Source organism: Gimesia aquarii, from assembly GCF_007748195.1.
In the GTDB taxonomy this organism is placed as follows: domain Bacteria; phylum Planctomycetota; class Planctomycetia; order Planctomycetales; family Planctomycetaceae; genus Gimesia; species Gimesia aquarii.
Window position 1 is genome coordinate 2,498,195 of the sequence record NZ_CP037920.1, and the last position, 18,489, is coordinate 2,516,683.

An 18,489-nucleotide genomic window follows, 5' to 3' on the forward strand; every position below is an offset into this window, starting at 1 on the left:
GCTCGATGCTGAAAACAAATAGAGATGTAATCCTCGATAAGGGATTGAGTATCAGGTGAAACACCCATTAAGATATACTTAACTTACTTAGGAATTCGGAGGAATTACCTTGATTATCGTGCCAGTGTTCTGGATAATAGTGCCATGAGTGGTTTTTATGTTACCTGGTTTTAGCAATCTCAATATAGCGAAATACACGATAAATAAAGGGTTTATATAGTTGATGTTGGTGCTTTCGTTGTGATTCTAAACGCTTGTTTCTAGTATTATATTGCCACTAATTAGCATGCGTGTTTTTGTGTGCTTTATAAGTGCTGAGCCAATGGTCGCAATTCTAAAAAAAGAAAACTGGTTTCACGCTGATGGTTTTCCTATCGTGGTTGAACGCCGTGACCCACAGGAACCCTTTGGTTTGCATGCGCACGAATTTTCCGAAATTGTGATTGTAACTGGAGGTGTTGGGCAGCATGTGACCGGTTCGGAGTCGTACTTATTGACGACGGGTGATGCTTTTGTCATTGGAGGCTCTCGACCTCATGACTATCAGAACATGGAAGACCTGAGACTGATCAATATTCTATTTGATCCGCTGACATTACAGTTGGATTTGAATGACCTCGGAACACTGCCTGGCTATTTGGCTTTGTTCACTCTCGAACCTGCCTGGAGAAAAAGGCACAATTTCAAAAGTCGACTGAGGCTCGATGCCAAGTCTCTGGCAACAGTTGTTTCCTATAGCGACACGTTGGAAGAGGAACTTGCGAAAAGAGAAGCTGGCTTTCAGTTCCTGGCAACTGCTGCATTTATGCAGGTTGTCGGTTATTTGTCTCGTTGTTACACCAATTCTGAAAATCCCGATTCTCAGTCGTTACTACTCATCGCTGAAGCGATTACCTATCTGGAGCTCAATTATTCTGATGAGATTAACTTGGACGATTTAGCAGAAATCGCGCATATGTCAAAACGAAATTTCATTCGCACATTTCAAACGGCAATGGGAAGATCTCCTATTGCATACCTGATACAGTTGCGAATCAATCGTGCGATTGAACTACTCAAACAGGGGGAACTCAGCATTACCGAAATTGCTATGCAGGTCGGTTTTAATGATAGCAATTATTTCACAAGACAGTTTCGACAGCAAATCGGGACATCACCTTCTTTGTACCGAAAGATGAACAAGAGCAGCAAATAGCTGAATGGTGCCTATGTGTTCGTATTTTGAAGTGCCTGAAAGCGTTTGGTTTTCGCGATAAGTACTTAAGAGGCTACTTGCACAATTACGGAATCGTAGCAGTATCGGGCTTCTCTGGTTCTCGACCCATCCACATTGGAGTGTGCACAAACCAAATGATCGTCGCTAATAGTAGGATTCTTTTTGATTGTTCAAGATCAATCATCCCCGCAAAAAACAGGACGGGAGAAAGGAAAGTCCCTGCCAAAGCCAGCCATGATATGGTTTGAATAATTCGTCTCATGAGAGTGTCCTACGTGTGATGAACTTGACGTTGGTAGAATTTACTAATCACCACATAAAAAGCAGCCGCGATAAACCAGCCCGGTAGACTCACGAAATAAATTTGAACACCGGCAAATTGCACTAGTGCGACACACATACCCAGTGTGAGAAACCAAGTGAGTCCAGCAGCCCAGTTGAAAGATTTCTTACTCAGCTCAGCATAATTACTTTGTAGTCCTAATTTCTTTAACAGGTAAAAGTCAACAAAAATCACAGCCCCCATCGGCATTAACAGCATTCCATAAAGTGCCACAAATCCCAGCAGTTTCATGGCAATAGCCGGGAACATTCCTGCGAAGGTAGCCAGCATGCCGGTTGCAATGGTGACTTTGAACCTGGATAAAGCAGGCACAATCGCTTGAAAGGCAAGTCCAGCTCGATAGATTGTTGGGTTCGCGGTGGTCCAGCCAGCAATAATCACACACAATAAACCCGCTATCCCTGCTGCCTGAAATGCCATCGGCCCGGGTAAGACATCAGTATTTGAGGGGTGATTGTGAAGTTGTAAGGCATACAACACTGAGGCGGATAACCAAGCCATGAAATGTCCTACGCACATGCCTGAAGCGGTGGCGACTCCATACCAGGAATGTTTCGCGTAACGGAAAATGGTCAGGTCTGACATACCGATGTGCATAGCCATATTACAGAACCAGGCAAAGAACATGACATGCCAGAACGTAAATTTTACCTGACCTGGTAGCGGTTTGCCCCCTTCCCAGATATGTGTTTCGCACAAAGTCCACAATGAACCAAGAGAATTGACTTCTGCTCCCGTGACTTCGATGAATTGTTTGAGTCCTACCAATCCGAACGCAAGAAAAACCAACACCATCCAAGGTGCCGCGATATTGGCAAATTTTGAAACCGTGTCGTAGCCAAACGCAGCTACAATCGAGATAAGCATCCCTATTCCGAAAACGGCTAATACCCAACCGATGCTATTAGGATACACATCATTGAGCCCTGGCATCGGAAATTCAACCCAGACTCCGACTGCAGTTGCCGAAACGGTAATCATCGAACCGGCTAAAAAACAGAACATCACTCCGTTGGCCAAATTATAGAGCGTTACAAGTTTTCGGCCACAAATCTTCTCCAACTGATAATACAGAGTGAGCCTGCATTTGACGGCGATGGGAGCGGTCAGAAATAACCAACTTAAAACAGCTAACAGATTGCCGACAATCAGTCCCACAACCAAATCAAAGGCACTGACTCCCGCGGCTACAAAAAGCGGGCCGATCATCAACTCTGTTCCAGCACAATGTTCGCCGGCATACATGCCGAGAAAACTTTTGAAACCGAGCAATGCCGATTCCGGAACCGGTTCTCTTTCGTACTCGTTAGTGTTAGAGTTGTTTTGGTCTGTCATTTTTGATTAAGGTTCAATAAAGCGATGGGGGTTAGCGGCGGCTGAGGACATCTTGTTCATAATGTTTGATCTCATTCAGCCATTCCCGCTCGGAAGGAACACCTACTTTCATGCAATAGTAGTCCCAAACAGCACCCAGAGGCATCATCTTCAATTGTTCCATCAACGCCAATCGGGATGTGTAATCACCTTCCAGTTCATATTGCCGCAACGTTTGAGTCGGTTCCAGAAATGCCATCAGTAAAGCTTTGAGAAGATTGCGAGAACCGATTACCCAGGCTGCAACCCGATTGATACTGGCATCGAAGAAATCGAGTCCCAAGTGAACGCGATTCAGATAATTTCCTCGTACCAGTTCGAGGGCTATCGCTTGTAATTCGTCGGTCCACGTCACAACGTGGTCGCTGTCCCAGCGAACGCCACGACTTACATGTAACAACATTTCATCAACCCATAATAGGACGGAAGAAATCTTGTCAGAAATCGACTCCGTGGGATGAAAATGTCCCGAGTCCAGGCAGAGTAGTTTCTGATTTTTAATTGCATAACCTAGATAAAATTCATGCGAACCCACGACATAGCTCTCTGAACCAATCCCAAACAACTTACATTCGACTGCATCTTTATTGAATGTGGTATCGATTGTTTCCGAAAAAATTTCATCAAGAGAATCGAGAAGACGAAGTCGAGGTGCTTTGCGATCGGCGGGAGTGTCTTTGAAGCCGTCCGGAATCCAGAAGTCAGTCACACAGGGTGTTCCCAGTGACTTTCCCATGTATTCCCCAATTTTTCGGCAGGCGATACCATGGTCAATCCAGAATTGTCGTATTCCCTGGTCCGGGTGCGCAAGTGTAAAACCGTCTTTCGCTTTTGCATGCGCAAAATACGTGGGATTGAAGTCCAGACCAAGATCAAACGACTTGGCCCAATCAATCCAATTCTGAAAATGTTCCGGTTGGAGGTCATTCCGATCGATTTTTTGGTTGCCGGTCTCAGCATAATTGGCATGTAGATTCAGTCGGTGTTGGCCCGGAATCAGGGACATTGCTTTTTCAATATCTTCACGCAGTTCCTCGGGGCAACTAGCTTTTCCTGGATAGGCCCCTGTAATTGCTAAGCCGCCACTAATGTCTTCGCCGTTGTTTTCAAAGCCGGAGATATCATCTCCCTGCCAGCAATGAAGCGAAAGCGCGATTTGGGAAATCTGATGAATGGCTGCTTCCGTATCGACTCCTAATTCCTCATACATCTGTCTTGCGACGGAATAAGCAGCTTCAAGAGTTTCATTTAATTCCAGCATGCAAGCACATTCCTACCTGTTTGACTCTTACAATGAAATATGTTTAATAGTTGTTTAGATCTTGTCTTGTTAGCTGTGTTTTTCATCAAGAACTTATCAAAAGATATCTTAGGACTTTATGTGTTACCTTCATTATTCTGCCGAAATATAGCATAATATTGCCAGGCGTTTTTGAGGCGTAAAGTCTTGATATGGCAGTGTTTTAGAACAAAACTAATGCTCATAAATGATGATATGTTGTCCTGGGAAATGCGGATTTAAACCCTCAGTTCCACATCATGTAGCTAATTAGATTAACTTACTTTCTGAGTTTTGGTAGAGTTTTTTTTGTTTTTTCAGAGTCGCTCTCAGTATTTTCTGATTCATTTTCACTCTTTTGTAAGTGCTTAGCGACACGTTCTGCTTCTCGTAACACACGCATCAGGTTTTCACCCATGATTTGTTTGATTTGCTGATCGGAATAACCGCGATCCAGGAGCGCTTGCGTTATCAACGGATAGGTTGCCACATCTTCCAGTTGAATTGGCAGCGATGAAACGCCGTCAAAATCGGAACCAATTCCGACATGCTCCACGCCGGCAACTTTTACAATGTGGTCGATATGATCCACGACATCATGAATTGTGCCTGGCTTCATTTTTTGTTTACTCTTCCATTGATTGTATTCGCGCCTGAATTCTGTTTCCTTCGAGAATTTCTGTTTGAGTTCGCGCCGTTTCTGGAACATGTCAGTCATTTGTTTGGCGGATTCGGGCACCACAAAACCAGAGAAGTAATTGACCATCACAATGCCGCCGTTCTTTTTCACTTTCACCAAGATTTCATCGGGGACATTCCGCACATGATCGGCGATGGCACGTGCCGACGAATGCGAGGCGATAATGGGCGCTTGACTCACACGCAACACGTCGTCCATCGTTTCTTGCGACACATGTGAAATATCGACCAGCATTCCGAGACGGTTCATACTCAACACCACTTCCTCACCGAAGGGTGATAATCCCTGACTTTTTGCCTCGTCTGTGGCCGAGTCTGCCCAGTCGAGTGAATCGGAGTGAGTTAGTGTCATATAACGCACGCCCAAACCATAAAAGATACGCAGGAGTGACAGTGAATTTTCAATCGAATGTCCACCCTCAACACCAATCATTGAGGCGATTTTGCCCGATTTGTGAATTCGTTCGATATCATCTGCCGTGGCAGCCATTTCAAAGGTTTCTGGATAGCGCTTGATCATACGGTGAATCAGATCAATTTGTTCCAGAGTATCATGCGCGGCACGCCGTTCTTTGCGTGTTTCCGAGGGAACGTAAGCAGACCAGAATTGCGCACCAACATTGCCTTGTCGCAAGCGGGGGATGTCGGTATGGAACTGAGGTTGAGGGGAGGAAATATCAGCCTGCTTGAATGATGAGGCGGCTTTTTGTCGCATCGTCCAGGGGAGATCATTGTGCCCGTCAATGACAAGACATTGTTGATGGAGTTTACGGGCACGCTCTGTTAAAACAACCGGTTTACGAACAGGTTGTTCCGCCTGCATGGAAGCAGGGGGAAGTAGCATTGATAGAAAAAGTATAGAGGATAATTCTCTTAAAAAGTGATGTCCCGGAAAGAAATGGATTTTCATAACGTCTCTTATCTTTGGTAGAAATGGGTATGGTGACTTCCTTAAAGGTATCACCGGGTGGTATCATTTAAAAGTAACACTCAATGTCTCTCTTGATTCACATGGTATGTGAATTCAATCTAAAAGTAGTATTGATATGTCATTACGATCTGGTTAGTTTGAGCAGACAAACGATTGCATTATCACCAAATTATTATAACCCCATCTTTGGCAGATATGGTTGACCTAAGGAAAAAGAACGATGAGCGAAGACCTGGAAACAGTGTATTATACACCAAATGTTTTGGAAGCAGAATTTCTGAAAATGACGCTTGAGGGAGAGGGGATTCGCTGCTTGCTTGAAAATGAAAATCAGGCAGGCCTCGCAGGCGTGTTGGAAATCAAGCTGGATGTCGCATCAGCGGATGCAGACCGCGCAAAGGAAATTATTGAAGAAGTTCGTCACACGATTCAGCATGAAGGATCAGAAGACGATTCAGACGAGGAAGAATAATCATTGTCTGAGCTAGAGGCTGATTTTCTTCACGATAAACAGCCGAGGTGCCTCTGTGGACTCCGATTGTGCGAAAAGCACTTTGACAATGTACTGAGTAGTTTCAAGCTGGCTCAATAACACAGAAACCGCTTCTGTTTCTGTAGCGCCTCCCGGGTGACCGGGGTAAGCTAAGACGGTTAAAATTCCACCAGAGCGTAATAAACACAGAGCGGCTTCGATTCCGGCGATTGTCGATTGCTCTTGCGTGATCATGGTATGATCGCCTCCTGGTAGGTAACCGAGGTTAAACATTATCGCACCGATTCGCTGATGACATTCAGCGGGAATCAGTTCGTTCAGTCGGCTGTGATCACTGTGTACCAGTTTAAAATTGGAGAAGTCGGATTGCTGAAGTCGATCTGCTGTATGATCGAGAGCCGCCTGTTGAATATCGAATGCATAAACGCTCCCGGTAGATCCCACAGTCTTACAAAGAAAGTGACTGTCATGTCCGTTTCCTGCAGTCGCATCGATGGCGGTTTCACCTGATTGTAAAATAGTTGAAATCAAATCCTGGGCTTGTGTGGTCAAAAGTGTCATGAGCGCGCTTCAATTTTATGTTGAAAGTCTAGTTGTTTTTCCAGAGGTATCTTCCCCTCCAGAACATTTACAAAATGATCGGCCATCCAGGGAGATTGTAAACTCCCTTTTGAGGCAAATCCGTTAAAAAATCCTATGTGAGGCTGCACTGGGTGTAGTCCCATCACAGGTAATCGACCGTGAATGATCGGTCTGACTGCAGCACGATGGTCAATGACTTCTATTGGCAATTTCAGAAATTCAGACAATCGCGAACAGATTTCAGCGCGACCGGAATTTGTAGGTATGCAATTAAGATGTTCGCGATCGTAGGTCGAACCAGCTCGATAGAGGTCCTCTTTCCAGTGTGCTAACCAGATGCCCCGATGCACGACGCGACGTTCGGTCAGCCCCGGGATTTTTAAGGTAAGAATTTCGCCTTTGGCACCTTCAAAAGGAACTGATTTGAACCAGGGATTCTGTTGGCTGTGGATTCCTTCACAAAAAATGACTTTCCTGGCTGTCACGTTCCATTGAGGCAACGAGATTCTGTTTGAAGCAAAATCCAGATCTTGGAGGGGATCAATATCGGCCTCCAGAAAACGGTCCTGCTGTGTGAAGAAAAGACGGGATACGTTGAGATAGGTGGGAACATCAAGCTGTCCTCCCTGACGCATCTCAAAGCCTCCCCTGGAAATTTCGAACATTGATTCCGTTGCCAGTGGTTCAGGTATCGAAACCAGGTGGGGGAAGTGAGTTTCTGACCGCTGTCGATATTGTTCCTGTTCTTGTTCTGAAGCAAACAGACGCAGCATTGGTTTTAATTCAAAAAATGAAGAGTCCGTTTTTTGTTCAACGCTGCGATAAAACTCGGTTGCGAAGGGAAGAAACTCATCCAGTCGCCAGGTAACGACCAACCGTAGTCCTGTGATAGGAGTGATCAGACCTGCTGCAATGTGAGAGGAAGTCGTCTGCTCACAACGATCCACGATGAGTACGTCGTATCCTCGTGCTGTCAGAGTCCAAGCCAATGCCGTACCTGCAAGACCTTGTCCCACGATGATGTAATCAACTTGTTTTTCTGCAGACATGTTTTTGGCGTTCTATGTTAATTGGCCAGGTTTTCGTGAGCGACAACCAGATTTAAGCCTCGTCAAATTCAAAAACGATGGTTGGATGGGATCTATAATCAGGAAGAATTCCATTTCATCTGAATTCTCAATGTCACGGTAGTGTTGATGTTGTGTATTGATCAGTTGAATCTGGAGTCACTGCTGAGTTTGTGGTTACTCCCCATTCTCAGTTGATATGTGAATTACCAATCAAATTTTTTTTAATATTATTAAGTTAAGGTTGGTTTGAATTTCATCTAAATTTATTTGACATTTTATATAAGTGTTTATAAATTAGTAATTAATCATACGTGCATTAATGAACTCAAAATCATTAATAACAACTCTCAAATAGTAGATATAGATATTTACTTTGTATGGCGTATTGCTTACATATTTAGTTGTCATGTAAATGATTTTTAGCATTTCGTAAGTATGAGTGTTTTCACTTCCATTGGTTTTTCTAATTAAGCTCTATTCGACATTTTATTCGAATTAAGAAATTTCAGTTTCTTTAGTAATCGTTTCAACCAAAGACTTTTACGGGCCTCATAATATTTTTTGTAGTTCAAGGCAGAAATATTTTTGTACTCAATGTTCTTATTTTTTTATGAAGGAGAAGTGACATGGATCTGAAACGTTCGCAGAAGCGTGGCTTTACGCTAATCGAATTGCTGGTGGTGATTGCGATCATTGCGATTTTAATTGCCTTGCTTTTACCAGCAGTCCAACAAGCGCGCGAAGCCGCTCGTCGTAGTACCTGCAAAAACAATATGAAACAAATTGGCCTCGCACTTCATAATTATCATGAAACACATAATATGTTTCCCAATGATGTTTGGACGAACGATCCTGGTGGATCTAATCCTGGCGCTCGAAACTACACTTGGGTCACTTTGCTACTTCCGTTTTTAGAACAGGCACCGCTTTATAATCAAATTAATTTTTCAGTCCCCATGTTAGGACAGACTGACTCGACTGGTGCAACAATCCAGTCTACGAAACTTCCAGTATTGCATTGTCCTTCAGACCAGGATCATGACCCTAGTGCGCGCGATGGTTTTGCTACAACGAACTATGCCGGATCACAGGGTTTTGATTGGTGGCAACGTCCTAATCAAGTTCACACTGGTGTCTTCACACTCAAATCCAAAGTACGCATTCGTGACATTACCGATGGAACAACAACAACCATTGCTGTTGGGGAAGTTGCTCAAAATGGTCATGCTTCTGGCGGACGTACTTGTGGAGCAGGCCGACTTCGTGATGGTGGTGGAGAAGCTGTATACCGCATGGCGTTTGTTGCATCGACTCATATCGTTGTGATGAATAACCCTGCTAATAATCTGTTGCTGCCAGATGGAACAACAACGGGTGAGGATGGTACCTTTTATAAAACGGGACCTTATGCATGGGGTCCTCTTTATATTGCAGCTCACTGTATTAACTCTGAATGGCCCGGTCCCGGTTCTGTGCATCAGGGTGGTGCTCACTTCTTAATGTGTGACGGTTCGGTCCGCTTTATTAGTGAGAACCTGGACTATCATGGTGACCATAATCAATCTGCAGGTGCTCCCAGCCTCTGGATGTCGCTTAACACCATCGCCGGTGGTCGATTCGACAGCATCGTGGGTGATTTCTAAACTAATCGATAATGACTCCTCTCCTTTCTTAAAGGGGAGGAGTATTTTCTTTTTAGTCTCAACGTTTCAGTTTAAGTGCTCTTTATCGAATAAGGTTAGTAGATGATCCGCTCAGTTAATATCCTTTTATTATTGTTTGCGATTACCATTTCAGGGTGTGGTGGTGATGATGCTGCTGGTAGTAAAAGAACAGTCAAAACAGTTCCTGCTTCAGGTACGCTTACACTGGATGACAAGCCATTTGGCCCGATCCACATTGATTTGTTACCGATCGAGAAAAAAGGGGACAATGTGCGGACAGCCAAGGCTGATGTGAATGCTGATGGTACGTTCGTTTTAGGAACTTATGAGGAAGCCGATGGTGCTGCCCCTGGTAACTACCGAGTCGTACTTGGAAATATGGGAGAGAATCTGATGGAACCACCACCTGCCGTTCAGGATACCCAGGTATTAGTTCCAGAAGGTGGTGGAGACTCGATCAAGATTATTCTGAAATCAGCCGGAAAGGATGCAGGTGCAGGAAGTCTATTGAATCCGACGATTAAAAAAGCAAAGTAAAAATATATTGAAGAATCTAGTACTGTAGCCAGGTTTTTACTGGCTACAGTTTTTTATGCGTATTAAGGTTCGTGGTAGAACGATCACAACCATCTATGAATCATATTTCTACTTGCCATTCCAACTCTTGAGTCGATTCAGATAAAGCTGTGACTCAACGTGCTCTCGGTGAGACTGATCAGTCAATTTTTCCAGAAGTAGTAACGCCGAAATATAACTTGTCAGGTTGCCGTTGGATGAAATGATGTTTTCATCAATGACATGACTCGTGATTGAATCGTTCTGCACTTTGAGTTTTGGAAATGCCTTACGAAGTTCCATGCCACCACCAATATACGTGACGATTTTCCGGTTGTTGGCTAGCCCAGACTTTCCTAATAAAAATGCTCCGGCACAATTGCTGGCGAGATACTCTGCATCCTGTCCCGATTTGCGAACAAAATTGACAATGGTCTGATCTTCGAGAATCTCCTGCATCTGAAAAGCGCCAGGAACAATTAATGCGGTCAATGGGGGAGCATTAGAAAATGAAAAATCTGCAACGAGCGTCAGCCCTTCTTCAGAATGATAGGGACGCTGCTCCTTACCGATTAAGATGACATTAAATCGCTGGTTACCATTGGCGTCATGCTTACCAAACACATCAAAAGGAGCAGCAACTTCTGTGAGCAGTACGTCATCGACCACGAGCACACCAATGGTCGGTAGTTCGGGATTTAAGGATTGCGGTTTCTGATTGTGTTTTAGTTGTGACGCGACGACACATTGCCCAGGCTGCGCTTTGATGTTTTGTGATGTGGTATTTTGTTTTGTAGCGTTTTCGTCATTGTGTCCTGTCACCACAGAGTACGTAACGGCTGCAAAAATGAGTAAAATGAAAGCACTAATGGTGATTCGTGACCGCATCAAAATATTCCTTTGTATTTATGGTTCTGTGGGTTTCTAGACTCAAAAATGGTAAGAGTTGATTATTGATTAATTGGTTCGCTTAGCTGGACCTTGTTTCATGCTGATAGCCAGACGATTCCAGGCATTCATCATGACAATGATAATTGTGAGGTCGACGATCTCCTTTTCAGAAAATTCAAGGCGCATTTTCTGATAAAATCCTTCAGGGACTTCCTCTGATGGGAGTCTGGTTACTACTTCAGCCCACGCAAGTGCTGCTTGTTCCCTGTTATTGTAAAACGTTGTCTCGCGCCAGACGGATAAGCAGTCCAGTCGTTGCTGGCTCTCATCTTGTGCACGCGCTTCCTGGCTGTGCTTATCGATGCAGAACGCACACCCATTAATCTGAGAAACCCGCAATTCAATCAATAGCTTGAGTCTTGTATCGATCGAGCAGGCTTGCGTATATTCGTTAACTCCCAACAGTGCTTGCAGACCTTCCGGGGCAGCGTCGTTGTAGTCGAGTCGAGGTTGGGGCATGAGGGGCTCCGTTATTTTTCGGGGATTGTTAAGCGTTTAATTGCTCGGTCATGAATCTGGATGGCTAAAATCCGCGCACGATGTGTTTTACTTGGATTTCGAGTCTTAGAATGCAGGGTCATTGTGGGTTCATACAAGGTGTTCCCCGCTTTCAGATGTAATAAAGGGCCATCGCCAACTTGAGTTTCTAATTCTCCCTCAAGCACATAGACGAATGTCGGGCAAGGGTGCCGGTGCGCGGGCGTGGAAGCACCCGGCTCCCAGGTGATTTCATGCATGGTGGCTCGTGCCGGTTTGCCGTCAAACGTTTCGTCAAGATCACGTACTAAAATTTTTTTGACCTGAGCGGCTTTTGTCTGCTGTTTGGAATTCGTTGTGTTCTGGGCGACTGTCGCAAGCGAACCGACCACGACAATCAATGCTACCAGTGGGATGAATCGATAGTTCATTTACTGTTTCTCCTCTTGAGATTCGAATTTTTAATGCAACCTTGATTGCAACATTTGTTGCAATGGGAAAATTTTACATCTAAAATGGCTCTTGAGTAAGATCCAATTAACAAAGAATGTATGGGGCCAATTTATGGGACGCCGAAGTCCTCAACGCTTTGATTTTGCGACGATTCTGATTGATCATGAATCGACTCAGCCGCTCTATCGACAACTGGAAGATCAACTGCGCGACGCCATTTTGCAGGGACGTATTGCACCGGGAGAACGACTCCCTGCAACACGGCGTTTATCCGGGGACCTTCAAGTCGGGCGAAATACAGTTTCGCAATCCTACGAACGGTTGATCGCGGAAGGTTATTTGCAGGCTGAAATCGGTTCTGGGACACGAGTTTCTACAGAACTACCCGAAACACTGCTCAATCGTCCTCAAGCCCGGAAAAAGAAGGAAAACAAAACGCAACGCGATGATGCATTGCTCTCTCAGCGTGGAAAGCAAATGTTTCAATTTGGCGACTGGAATCAACTGGGTATTAAACCACCTCGTCCATTCCGCCCTCACGTACCGGCATTGGATTTGTTTCCCCGGCACATCTGGCAACGTCTTTCAGAACGGCGGCTGCGACGTCTGTCCCGCGATCTTTGGGGAACCGGAGATTCACAGGGGTATCGCCCACTTCGTCAAGCGATTGCCGACTATTTGAAAATCTCTCGTGGTGTGAATTGCTGCTCTGACCAGATACTGATTACAGCAGGAGCTCAGCAGGGCTTGGAACTCGTATCGCGGTTACTGCTTGATCCCGGGGATACGGCCTGGATCGAAGAACCCGGCTACACACCTGCACGACTGGTTTTTGAATTGAACGGTGCCAGAGTCGTTTCTATTCCGGTTGATGAAGAAGGACTCATTGTCAATGAGGGAGTGAAGCAGAGTGCGAATGCTCGCCTGGCCTATATCACACCGGGAAGTCATTGGCCGTTAGGAATGACGATGAGTCTTTCTCGCCGATTGGAACTTCTTAACTGGGCACAGCATCATTCCGGGTGGATTCTGGAAGATGATTACAACAGCGAGTTCCGCTACGATGGGCGTCCTCTGCCCTCCATTCAAGGTTTGGACCAGCACGAAAGTGTGCTCTATATGGGGACCTTCAGTAAAGTGTTGTTCCCCGGACTCAGGCTTGGTTATCTTGTCATTCCGGCCAAACTGGTTAATTCGTTTGTAGGTGCGCGTTGGCTGGCCGATCGGCATTCGCCTCCCTTTGAGCAGGCTGTGTTGACAGACTTTATTGAGGAAGGCCATTTTGAACGCCATGTGCGAAAAATGCGCACCGCGTATGCAAGTCGACAGGCTGCCCTCTCTGAAGCAATCACACAGAATTTCGGGGATGAGGTCCATTTCAGTCGTACGGAGACAGGGCTGCAACTCGTCGTTTATGGGGCAAATGAAAAGAAAGAGGCAAAGCTCAGACGCACAGCCGATCAATTGGAGATCGAGTATCATCCGGTATCATTCTATGCTTCCTCCGATACAAAACGGGCGGGGCTAATTCTGGGTTTTGCCGCATTCACAGAAGAGCAAATCGAAAACACGATTCACAGTTGGGCAGCGAATTACCAGGAACGGGGATAAAACTACTACCAAATCTTTCCATATGTCCTTCTAAGCTTTGTGTGGGCGTATTCGAATCACTCTCCAATACAATAGAGGGTTTCCTTACGCGCTCCTGAGGCGCGGCTGGCGGCGCGGTGGAAAATTTGATTGCCACATAGCGCGGGGCTTGCGAAACATTCATCGCCAAGTTGATTTTCTGCAACCAATTCAAATTTCTCTGGATTGGCACGGAACACAAACGTTTTACCTTGTTCATTGGAAAGGTAAAGGTTGCCGTTAGCCAGCACGAGCGAGGAAGAAACTTTTCCACCGAGTCGGCTTTTCCACTGCTCTTTTCCTGTCTGTGCATTCCAGCAATAAGCGATTCCATTATCGTCGACTGCGTAGAGGTAGCCGTTGTGAGCCAGCATCGATTGTTCATAACATTTGACTCGGTTCGTCCAGACAACTTTTCCAGAACCGTCGGCTTTGACCGCCAATGTCCCCTTTGTGGGAAAGCCGCCACTGGCGAAGACCAGATCCTTGTCCCAGACCATTGTGCCACAGGAGACCACCCAGAGGCTAGGACTGGACCAGAGTTCGCGTCCCGTTTGGGGATCAAAACTGGCGACTTTCGAATTACCACTTAGGAGTAACTGGTCGCGTCCAGCGATTCGGGCCACGATGGGCGTCGAAAAGTTGAGTTTATTCGGTCGTTTGATTCGCCAGACTTCTCGTCCCGTTTGTTGATCAAAGGCGGCGATGTAGCCATTCACTTCAAACTCTGCCGCAACGATGACTTTATCTTCATAAAGAATGGGAGAAGGAGCATAGCCAAATTGATACGCACGGGGCAGAAAACCACCAGCGGTGATCTGCCACTGTTGTTTTCCATCAAGATTTAAGGCAGTGACTTGAATACTTTTATGGTGAGGGAACGCAGCGAAAACGGTTTCTCCATTTGATGCTAAGGTAGGAGAAGCATGCGTATTTTTTTGATGAATTTTGGCGGCAAAGCCTCCCTGGCTCACATCCGTTTTCCAAAGTTGCTGTCCCGAAGTACGATCAAAGCAGACAACGGATTGGATTTGTTGTTTTTCATCAGCTGTTGCAATCAGTACGCGGTCATCAACGACAATGGGCGAGGCATGTCCCCGTCCGGGCAGGGGGGCTTTCCAGAGAATGTTTTTGGATTCTGCCCAATTCACAGGCGGTTTCTGGTCTGAAGGGGCGATTCCATTGGAGTTGGGGCCGCGCCAGACTCTCCAGTCATCTGCTGCCCAGGTATCAATTGTGGCCAAGCATGTCATGAGCATGCAGCAAAATAATCCGCTTCGAGTGTGTGTGCGCATTGTATGACCTTTAATTTCGTAAATGAACCAGAGCAATGGAGGCAATTTCTGGCAGGGTTCGAATTGGTATGATTCGTATCGAACCTATTTATTGTGATCAAGCGCGCAACCTCATGCAAGGTGCATCCGAAATCTTCTTCATTCATTCATCAATCTGTTGTGAAAGCCAAGCTTATATTCAACCGTTTACTGAAACAATGGATAATCTTTGCCTGGTTGCTTCTATAGAACGTGACAGATTCACTTTCAGTTTGCTACAATAACAAAGTTCCAAAATGCGTTGAGTACGTGCCAGCATTTCAATATCACGGTTCCCGTGACATCAACGCTTTTTAAGCATGGCAATCCATTCAAAACTAATTTTAACATGTTGAGACACATCTGGATTCAGAAGTTCCTCACTGACTGGTGTTTTAGGCGGGTTGCATTGCGCTCTATGAGTCATATTAGAGTAGGGGAGGGTTGCCTAAATGATAATCGTAAAAGACCTCACGCGAGTATTCGAAGCGAGTAGTCAGGATGTCCTGGCGGTCGACCAAATCTCGTTTCAAGTACAACAGGGTGAGGTTTATGGTTTATTGGGACCCAATGGAGCCGGTAAAACAACCACGCTCAGAATGATTCTGGGATTATTGAAACCTACTAGCGGCGATGCAGAAGTGGAAGGGTTTCTGGTCTCAAGTCATCCCGATGAAATCAAACGGAGGGTGGGCTTAGTATCGACCAGTGCGGGGCTGTATCAATGGTTGACCCCTCGTGAAATTCTGTTTTTCTTTGCTGACGTTTATGGTGTTTCCAAGCAGCAAGCTACGGAACGCATTAGAGCACTCTCTCGTCTCTTTGATATTACCGCGTTTCTGGATCGCCGATCTGCCACATTGAGTACGGGGCAAAAGCAACGTGTGAATCTGGCAAGATCGCTCATTCATAATCCTCCTGTCATGCTCATGGATGAACCGACCCGTGGCCTGGATGTGGTTGGCAGTAAAGTCATTTTTGATTACATTGATCACCTGCGCGATGAAGGGAAAGCGGTCATAGTCTGTACGCATCGGCTGGACGAAGCAGAACAACTCTGTGATCGTTTAGGCTTGATGCATCAGGGGAAAAAACGATACGAAGGTACTCTGACAGAATTGCAAGAAGTGACATCGTGTCAGACATTGACGCAGATTTTCTTGCAGTTATTGGACGACCCTGTTGAACAGGATGAAACCATACCTGCTATTCAAGAGAAAGTGATTTAATGTCGTCGCCTTCTAGTTCAGATTCGCAGGATCACATGCCTGGCTCAACGATAACGTTTCGGTTTTCAGGTCTCTTAAAAAAAGAACTGCGCGAAATTCTGCGCGATCGTCGTACTATTATTACTTTGATTTTAATGCCAGTGCTGGTTTATCCCTTGTTGGGGTTAATGCTGCAAAAGTTCTTTATCAGCCAGATGACGAATCTAGGAAAAGTGGAATATCAAATTGTACTGCCCAATGAACCTGAAGCGAAGCTATTCCGAGACGTGTTCGCTCATGGAGAACAACTCCTGACGTTAAAAGAATATCAAGAGTTTTCAGATTCAGAAAAGACAAAGTCAGACGAGACACTCGAAGATTTCCAGCAGGAAGATCCAGAAATCAAGATATTGATGGCGGATCACGAAGAGCATGTGCAAAGCCTGGAAACTTTAGTTCGCGAAGGATCTGTTGATATTGGAGTCCGATTTGTTTCAAGTGGTAAGCTGGAACAACATCCTGATATCAACAAGCTGAATGGAAGTTTTGAAATTATCTACGGAGCTCAATCGAGACACAGTCGTCGTGTTGCCGATTATGTGGAGCAACGTTTGCAGGCGGTCAGGTGGAATTACCGGGACCGGCTTTTGAGGGATTTTGGTGAAAGCGATGCCGTACCTTTCGTGACATCGGTTTCTGCGGTCAACACAGATTCGGTACAGGCATTCTCGCTGGTCACAATTGTGCCTCTGATTTTAATTCTAATGACGGTTACAGGTGCTGTTTATCCCGCCATTGACTTAACAGCAGGGGAACGTGAACGAGGCACGCTCGAAACCTTAATGGCAGCTCCCCTACCGCGGATGTGGATTTTAAGTGCTAAATTCATCGCAGTCTTATTTGTGGCGATCCTGACAGCGCTGGTCAATATGACAGCTATGCTCGCGACCGCTTATGCCAACGGATTGGAAACGGTCTTGTTTGGTGCAGGTATGACTCCTTTTGTTTTGCTTGAGATCTTGCTGTTGCTAGTGATTTTTGCGGCTTTCTTTTCTGCTGTATTATTGTGTCTGACCAGTTTTGCGCGCAGTTTTAAAGAAGCTCAGGCGTATTTGATTCCACTGATGTTGATTTCAATGGCACCCGGGATTTTGGGAATGGTACCCGATTTAAAGATGACTCCGATGTGGGCCGTCATTCCCTTAGCAAATATTGTGTTATTAAGCCGCGACTTTCTTCTCCAGGAAGCACAGCAGGGCTTAGTGTTTCTCTCCGTGATTTCTACTTTGTTTTACGGTGTCATTGCGCTCGGAATCGCAGCTCGTATTTTTGGAGCCGATACGATTTTGTACCAGAGTCATACTACCTGGACTGATTTACTGAAGCGATCACAAAAGAAGCACTTGGTTCCCGCTCTCAATAACGCCATGATTTGTCTGGCGGTCTTATTTCCCGTTTTTATACTTTCTTCGTCACTTGTCGGGCGTCTGGGTGAGATTTCGATGTCCCAGCGTTTGTTAGTTTCAGGAACGTTGACCTTCAGCCTGTTTCTTTTGATTCCGCTGTTATTCGCACGCATGGGAGGTGTGAAATTAAAAACGGGATTCCGCTGGTTTCCCCCTAAAGTCCTGGCATGTCTGGGGGCAATCCTGCTGGGCTTCACCTTGTGGCCCTTCGCGTATGAAATTGAGATTCTCTCACTCAACAATGACCGGATTGAATCACTTTCCAAGATGTTTGAATCATTAAAACTGGAGCTGGGAAGTGTACCCTTGTGGGTGAAATTGATCTCATTGGCAGTCTTACCTGCAGTGTGTGAAGAATTATTTTTTCGCGGATATTTGTTAAGTGCCTTATTAAATCGATTTTCAAGTACACCTGCGATTCTGATTTCTTCATTCCTGTTTGCTTTGTTTCATGTGATTGTCAGAGATTCCCTGTTCATTGAACGTTTCTTTCCCAGTTTTTTAATGGGACTCAGTCTGGGATACGTGAATGTTCTCGCCCGCAGTGTGATTCCGGGTATCATGTTGCATATGATACACAATGGGTTGTTGATTACGATTGCCAATTATCAGGATGCGTTTTCCGAATGGGAAGTCAATCTGGAGAACCAGAAACATTTACCGATGCTCTGGTTGGGAACTTCTCTGGTTCTGGTGATTGTTGGATTCACACTGATTTATCTCAGCAATCGTAATCAGCTGGCTACTACTAATAGCCTGACTAAGAAAAACTAATGGGAGATATCA

17 protein-coding genes are annotated in these 18,489 nt (G+C 45.4%); 7 read left to right on the plus strand and 10 right to left on the minus strand.

What is annotated here, in order from left to right; all coding sequences use genetic code 11:
* Positions 1-322 precede the first annotated feature (322 nt).
* Positions 323-1,195 carry an AraC family transcriptional regulator gene (locus V144x_RS10015; RefSeq protein WP_144985029.1) on the plus strand — a complete coding sequence of 291 codons (873 nt, stop codon included), beginning with the start codon at positions 323-325 and terminating at the stop codon, positions 1,193-1,195.
* A gap of 85 nt (positions 1,196-1,280) precedes the next feature.
* Here V144x_RS10015 and V144x_RS10020 read toward each other — a convergent pair whose 3' ends face one another.
* The 4 genes from V144x_RS10020 to V144x_RS10035 form a co-directional block, all read right to left on the minus strand.
* Positions 1,281-1,478, minus strand: coding sequence for a hypothetical protein (locus tag V144x_RS10020; protein ID WP_144985030.1), 198 nt, complete (start codon positions 1,476-1,478; stop codon positions 1,281-1,283).
* A 9-nt stretch (positions 1,479-1,487) separates the two neighbouring features.
* Positions 1,488-2,894 (minus strand): purine-cytosine permease family protein, encoded by a 1,407-nt coding sequence (locus V144x_RS10025; RefSeq protein WP_144985031.1) that lies wholly within the window; start codon positions 2,892-2,894, stop codon positions 1,488-1,490.
* Positions 2,895-2,925: 31 nt separating this feature from the next.
* Entirely contained in the window at positions 2,926-4,194 is a 1,269-nt protein-coding gene (locus V144x_RS10030; RefSeq protein WP_144985032.1) for an L-rhamnose isomerase, read from the minus strand.
* Positions 4,195-4,492: 298 nt separating this feature from the next.
* Positions 4,493-5,821: a membrane dipeptidase gene (locus V144x_RS10035; protein ID WP_232102776.1), complete on the minus strand. Its 1,329-nt coding sequence runs from the start codon at positions 5,819-5,821 to the stop codon at positions 4,493-4,495.
* Between the two features lie 241 nt (positions 5,822-6,062).
* On the opposite strand from V144x_RS10035, the gene V144x_RS10040 reads away from it, so the two are divergent.
* Entirely contained in the window at positions 6,063-6,314 is a 252-nt protein-coding gene (locus tag V144x_RS10040) for a putative signal transducing protein (protein WP_144985033.1), read from the plus strand.
* A 12-nt stretch (positions 6,315-6,326) separates the two neighbouring features.
* Here V144x_RS10040 and V144x_RS10045 read toward each other — a convergent pair whose 3' ends face one another.
* Both V144x_RS10045 and V144x_RS10050 read right to left on the minus strand, forming a co-directional pair.
* Positions 6,327-6,896, minus strand: a complete 570-nt coding sequence (locus tag V144x_RS10045; RefSeq protein WP_144985034.1) for a class I SAM-dependent methyltransferase — start codon at positions 6,894-6,896, stop codon at positions 6,327-6,329.
* Positions 6,893-7,966 carry an NAD(P)/FAD-dependent oxidoreductase gene (locus V144x_RS10050; RefSeq protein WP_144985035.1) on the minus strand — a complete coding sequence of 358 codons (1,074 nt, stop codon included), beginning with the start codon at positions 7,964-7,966 and terminating at the stop codon, positions 6,893-6,895. The genes V144x_RS10045 and V144x_RS10050 overlap by 4 nt, the downstream gene beginning before the upstream one ends.
* Before the next feature lie 647 nt (positions 7,967-8,613).
* Here V144x_RS10050 and V144x_RS10055 point away from each other — a divergent pair.
* Entirely contained in the window at positions 8,614-9,630 is a 1,017-nt protein-coding gene (locus V144x_RS10055) for a DUF1559 domain-containing protein (RefSeq protein WP_144985036.1), read from the plus strand.
* A gap of 102 nt (positions 9,631-9,732) precedes the next feature.
* Positions 9,733-10,188, plus strand: a complete 456-nt coding sequence (locus V144x_RS10060) for a hypothetical protein (protein WP_144985037.1) — start codon at positions 9,733-9,735, stop codon at positions 10,186-10,188.
* Between the two features lie 108 nt (positions 10,189-10,296).
* Here V144x_RS10060 and V144x_RS10065 read toward each other — a convergent pair whose 3' ends face one another.
* The 3 genes from V144x_RS10065 to V144x_RS10075 form a co-directional block, all read right to left on the minus strand.
* A complete protein-coding gene (locus V144x_RS10065; RefSeq protein ID WP_144985038.1) occupies positions 10,297-11,094 on the minus strand; it encodes a DJ-1/PfpI family protein in 798 nt (265 codons plus the stop codon).
* 69 nt (positions 11,095-11,163) lie between these two features.
* On the minus strand, positions 11,164-11,616 hold the full coding sequence (locus V144x_RS10070) for a carboxymuconolactone decarboxylase family protein (protein ID WP_144985039.1): 453 nt from the start codon (positions 11,614-11,616) through the stop codon (positions 11,164-11,166).
* 11 nt (positions 11,617-11,627) lie between these two features.
* Positions 11,628-12,065 carry a cupin domain-containing protein gene (locus tag V144x_RS10075; protein ID WP_144985040.1) on the minus strand — a complete coding sequence of 146 codons (438 nt, stop codon included), beginning with the start codon at positions 12,063-12,065 and terminating at the stop codon, positions 11,628-11,630.
* Between the two features lie 133 nt (positions 12,066-12,198).
* Here V144x_RS10075 and pdxR point away from each other — a divergent pair, with 133 nt between their 5' ends.
* Positions 12,199-13,698: a MocR-like pyridoxine biosynthesis transcription factor PdxR gene (pdxR, locus tag V144x_RS10080; RefSeq protein ID WP_144985041.1), complete on the plus strand. Its 1,500-nt coding sequence runs from the start codon at positions 12,199-12,201 to the stop codon at positions 13,696-13,698.
* A gap of 56 nt (positions 13,699-13,754) precedes the next feature.
* On the opposite strand, the gene V144x_RS10085 is transcribed toward pdxR, so the two are convergent.
* Positions 13,755-14,975: a PQQ-binding-like beta-propeller repeat protein gene (locus V144x_RS10085; protein WP_232102777.1), complete on the minus strand. Its 1,221-nt coding sequence runs from the start codon at positions 14,973-14,975 to the stop codon at positions 13,755-13,757.
* Between the two features lie 506 nt (positions 14,976-15,481).
* Here V144x_RS10085 and V144x_RS10090 point away from each other — a divergent pair.
* On the plus strand, positions 15,482-16,258 hold the full coding sequence (locus V144x_RS10090; RefSeq protein ID WP_144985042.1) for an ABC transporter ATP-binding protein: 777 nt from the start codon (positions 15,482-15,484) through the stop codon (positions 16,256-16,258).
* The gene (locus V144x_RS10095) at positions 16,258-18,477 is read left to right on the plus strand and encodes an ABC transporter permease subunit/CPBP intramembrane protease (RefSeq protein WP_144985043.1); all 2,220 of its coding nucleotides are present in this window, start codon (positions 16,258-16,260) and stop codon (positions 18,475-18,477) included. The genes V144x_RS10090 and V144x_RS10095 overlap by 1 nt, the downstream gene beginning before the upstream one ends.
* Positions 18,478-18,489: the final 12 nt, after the last annotated feature.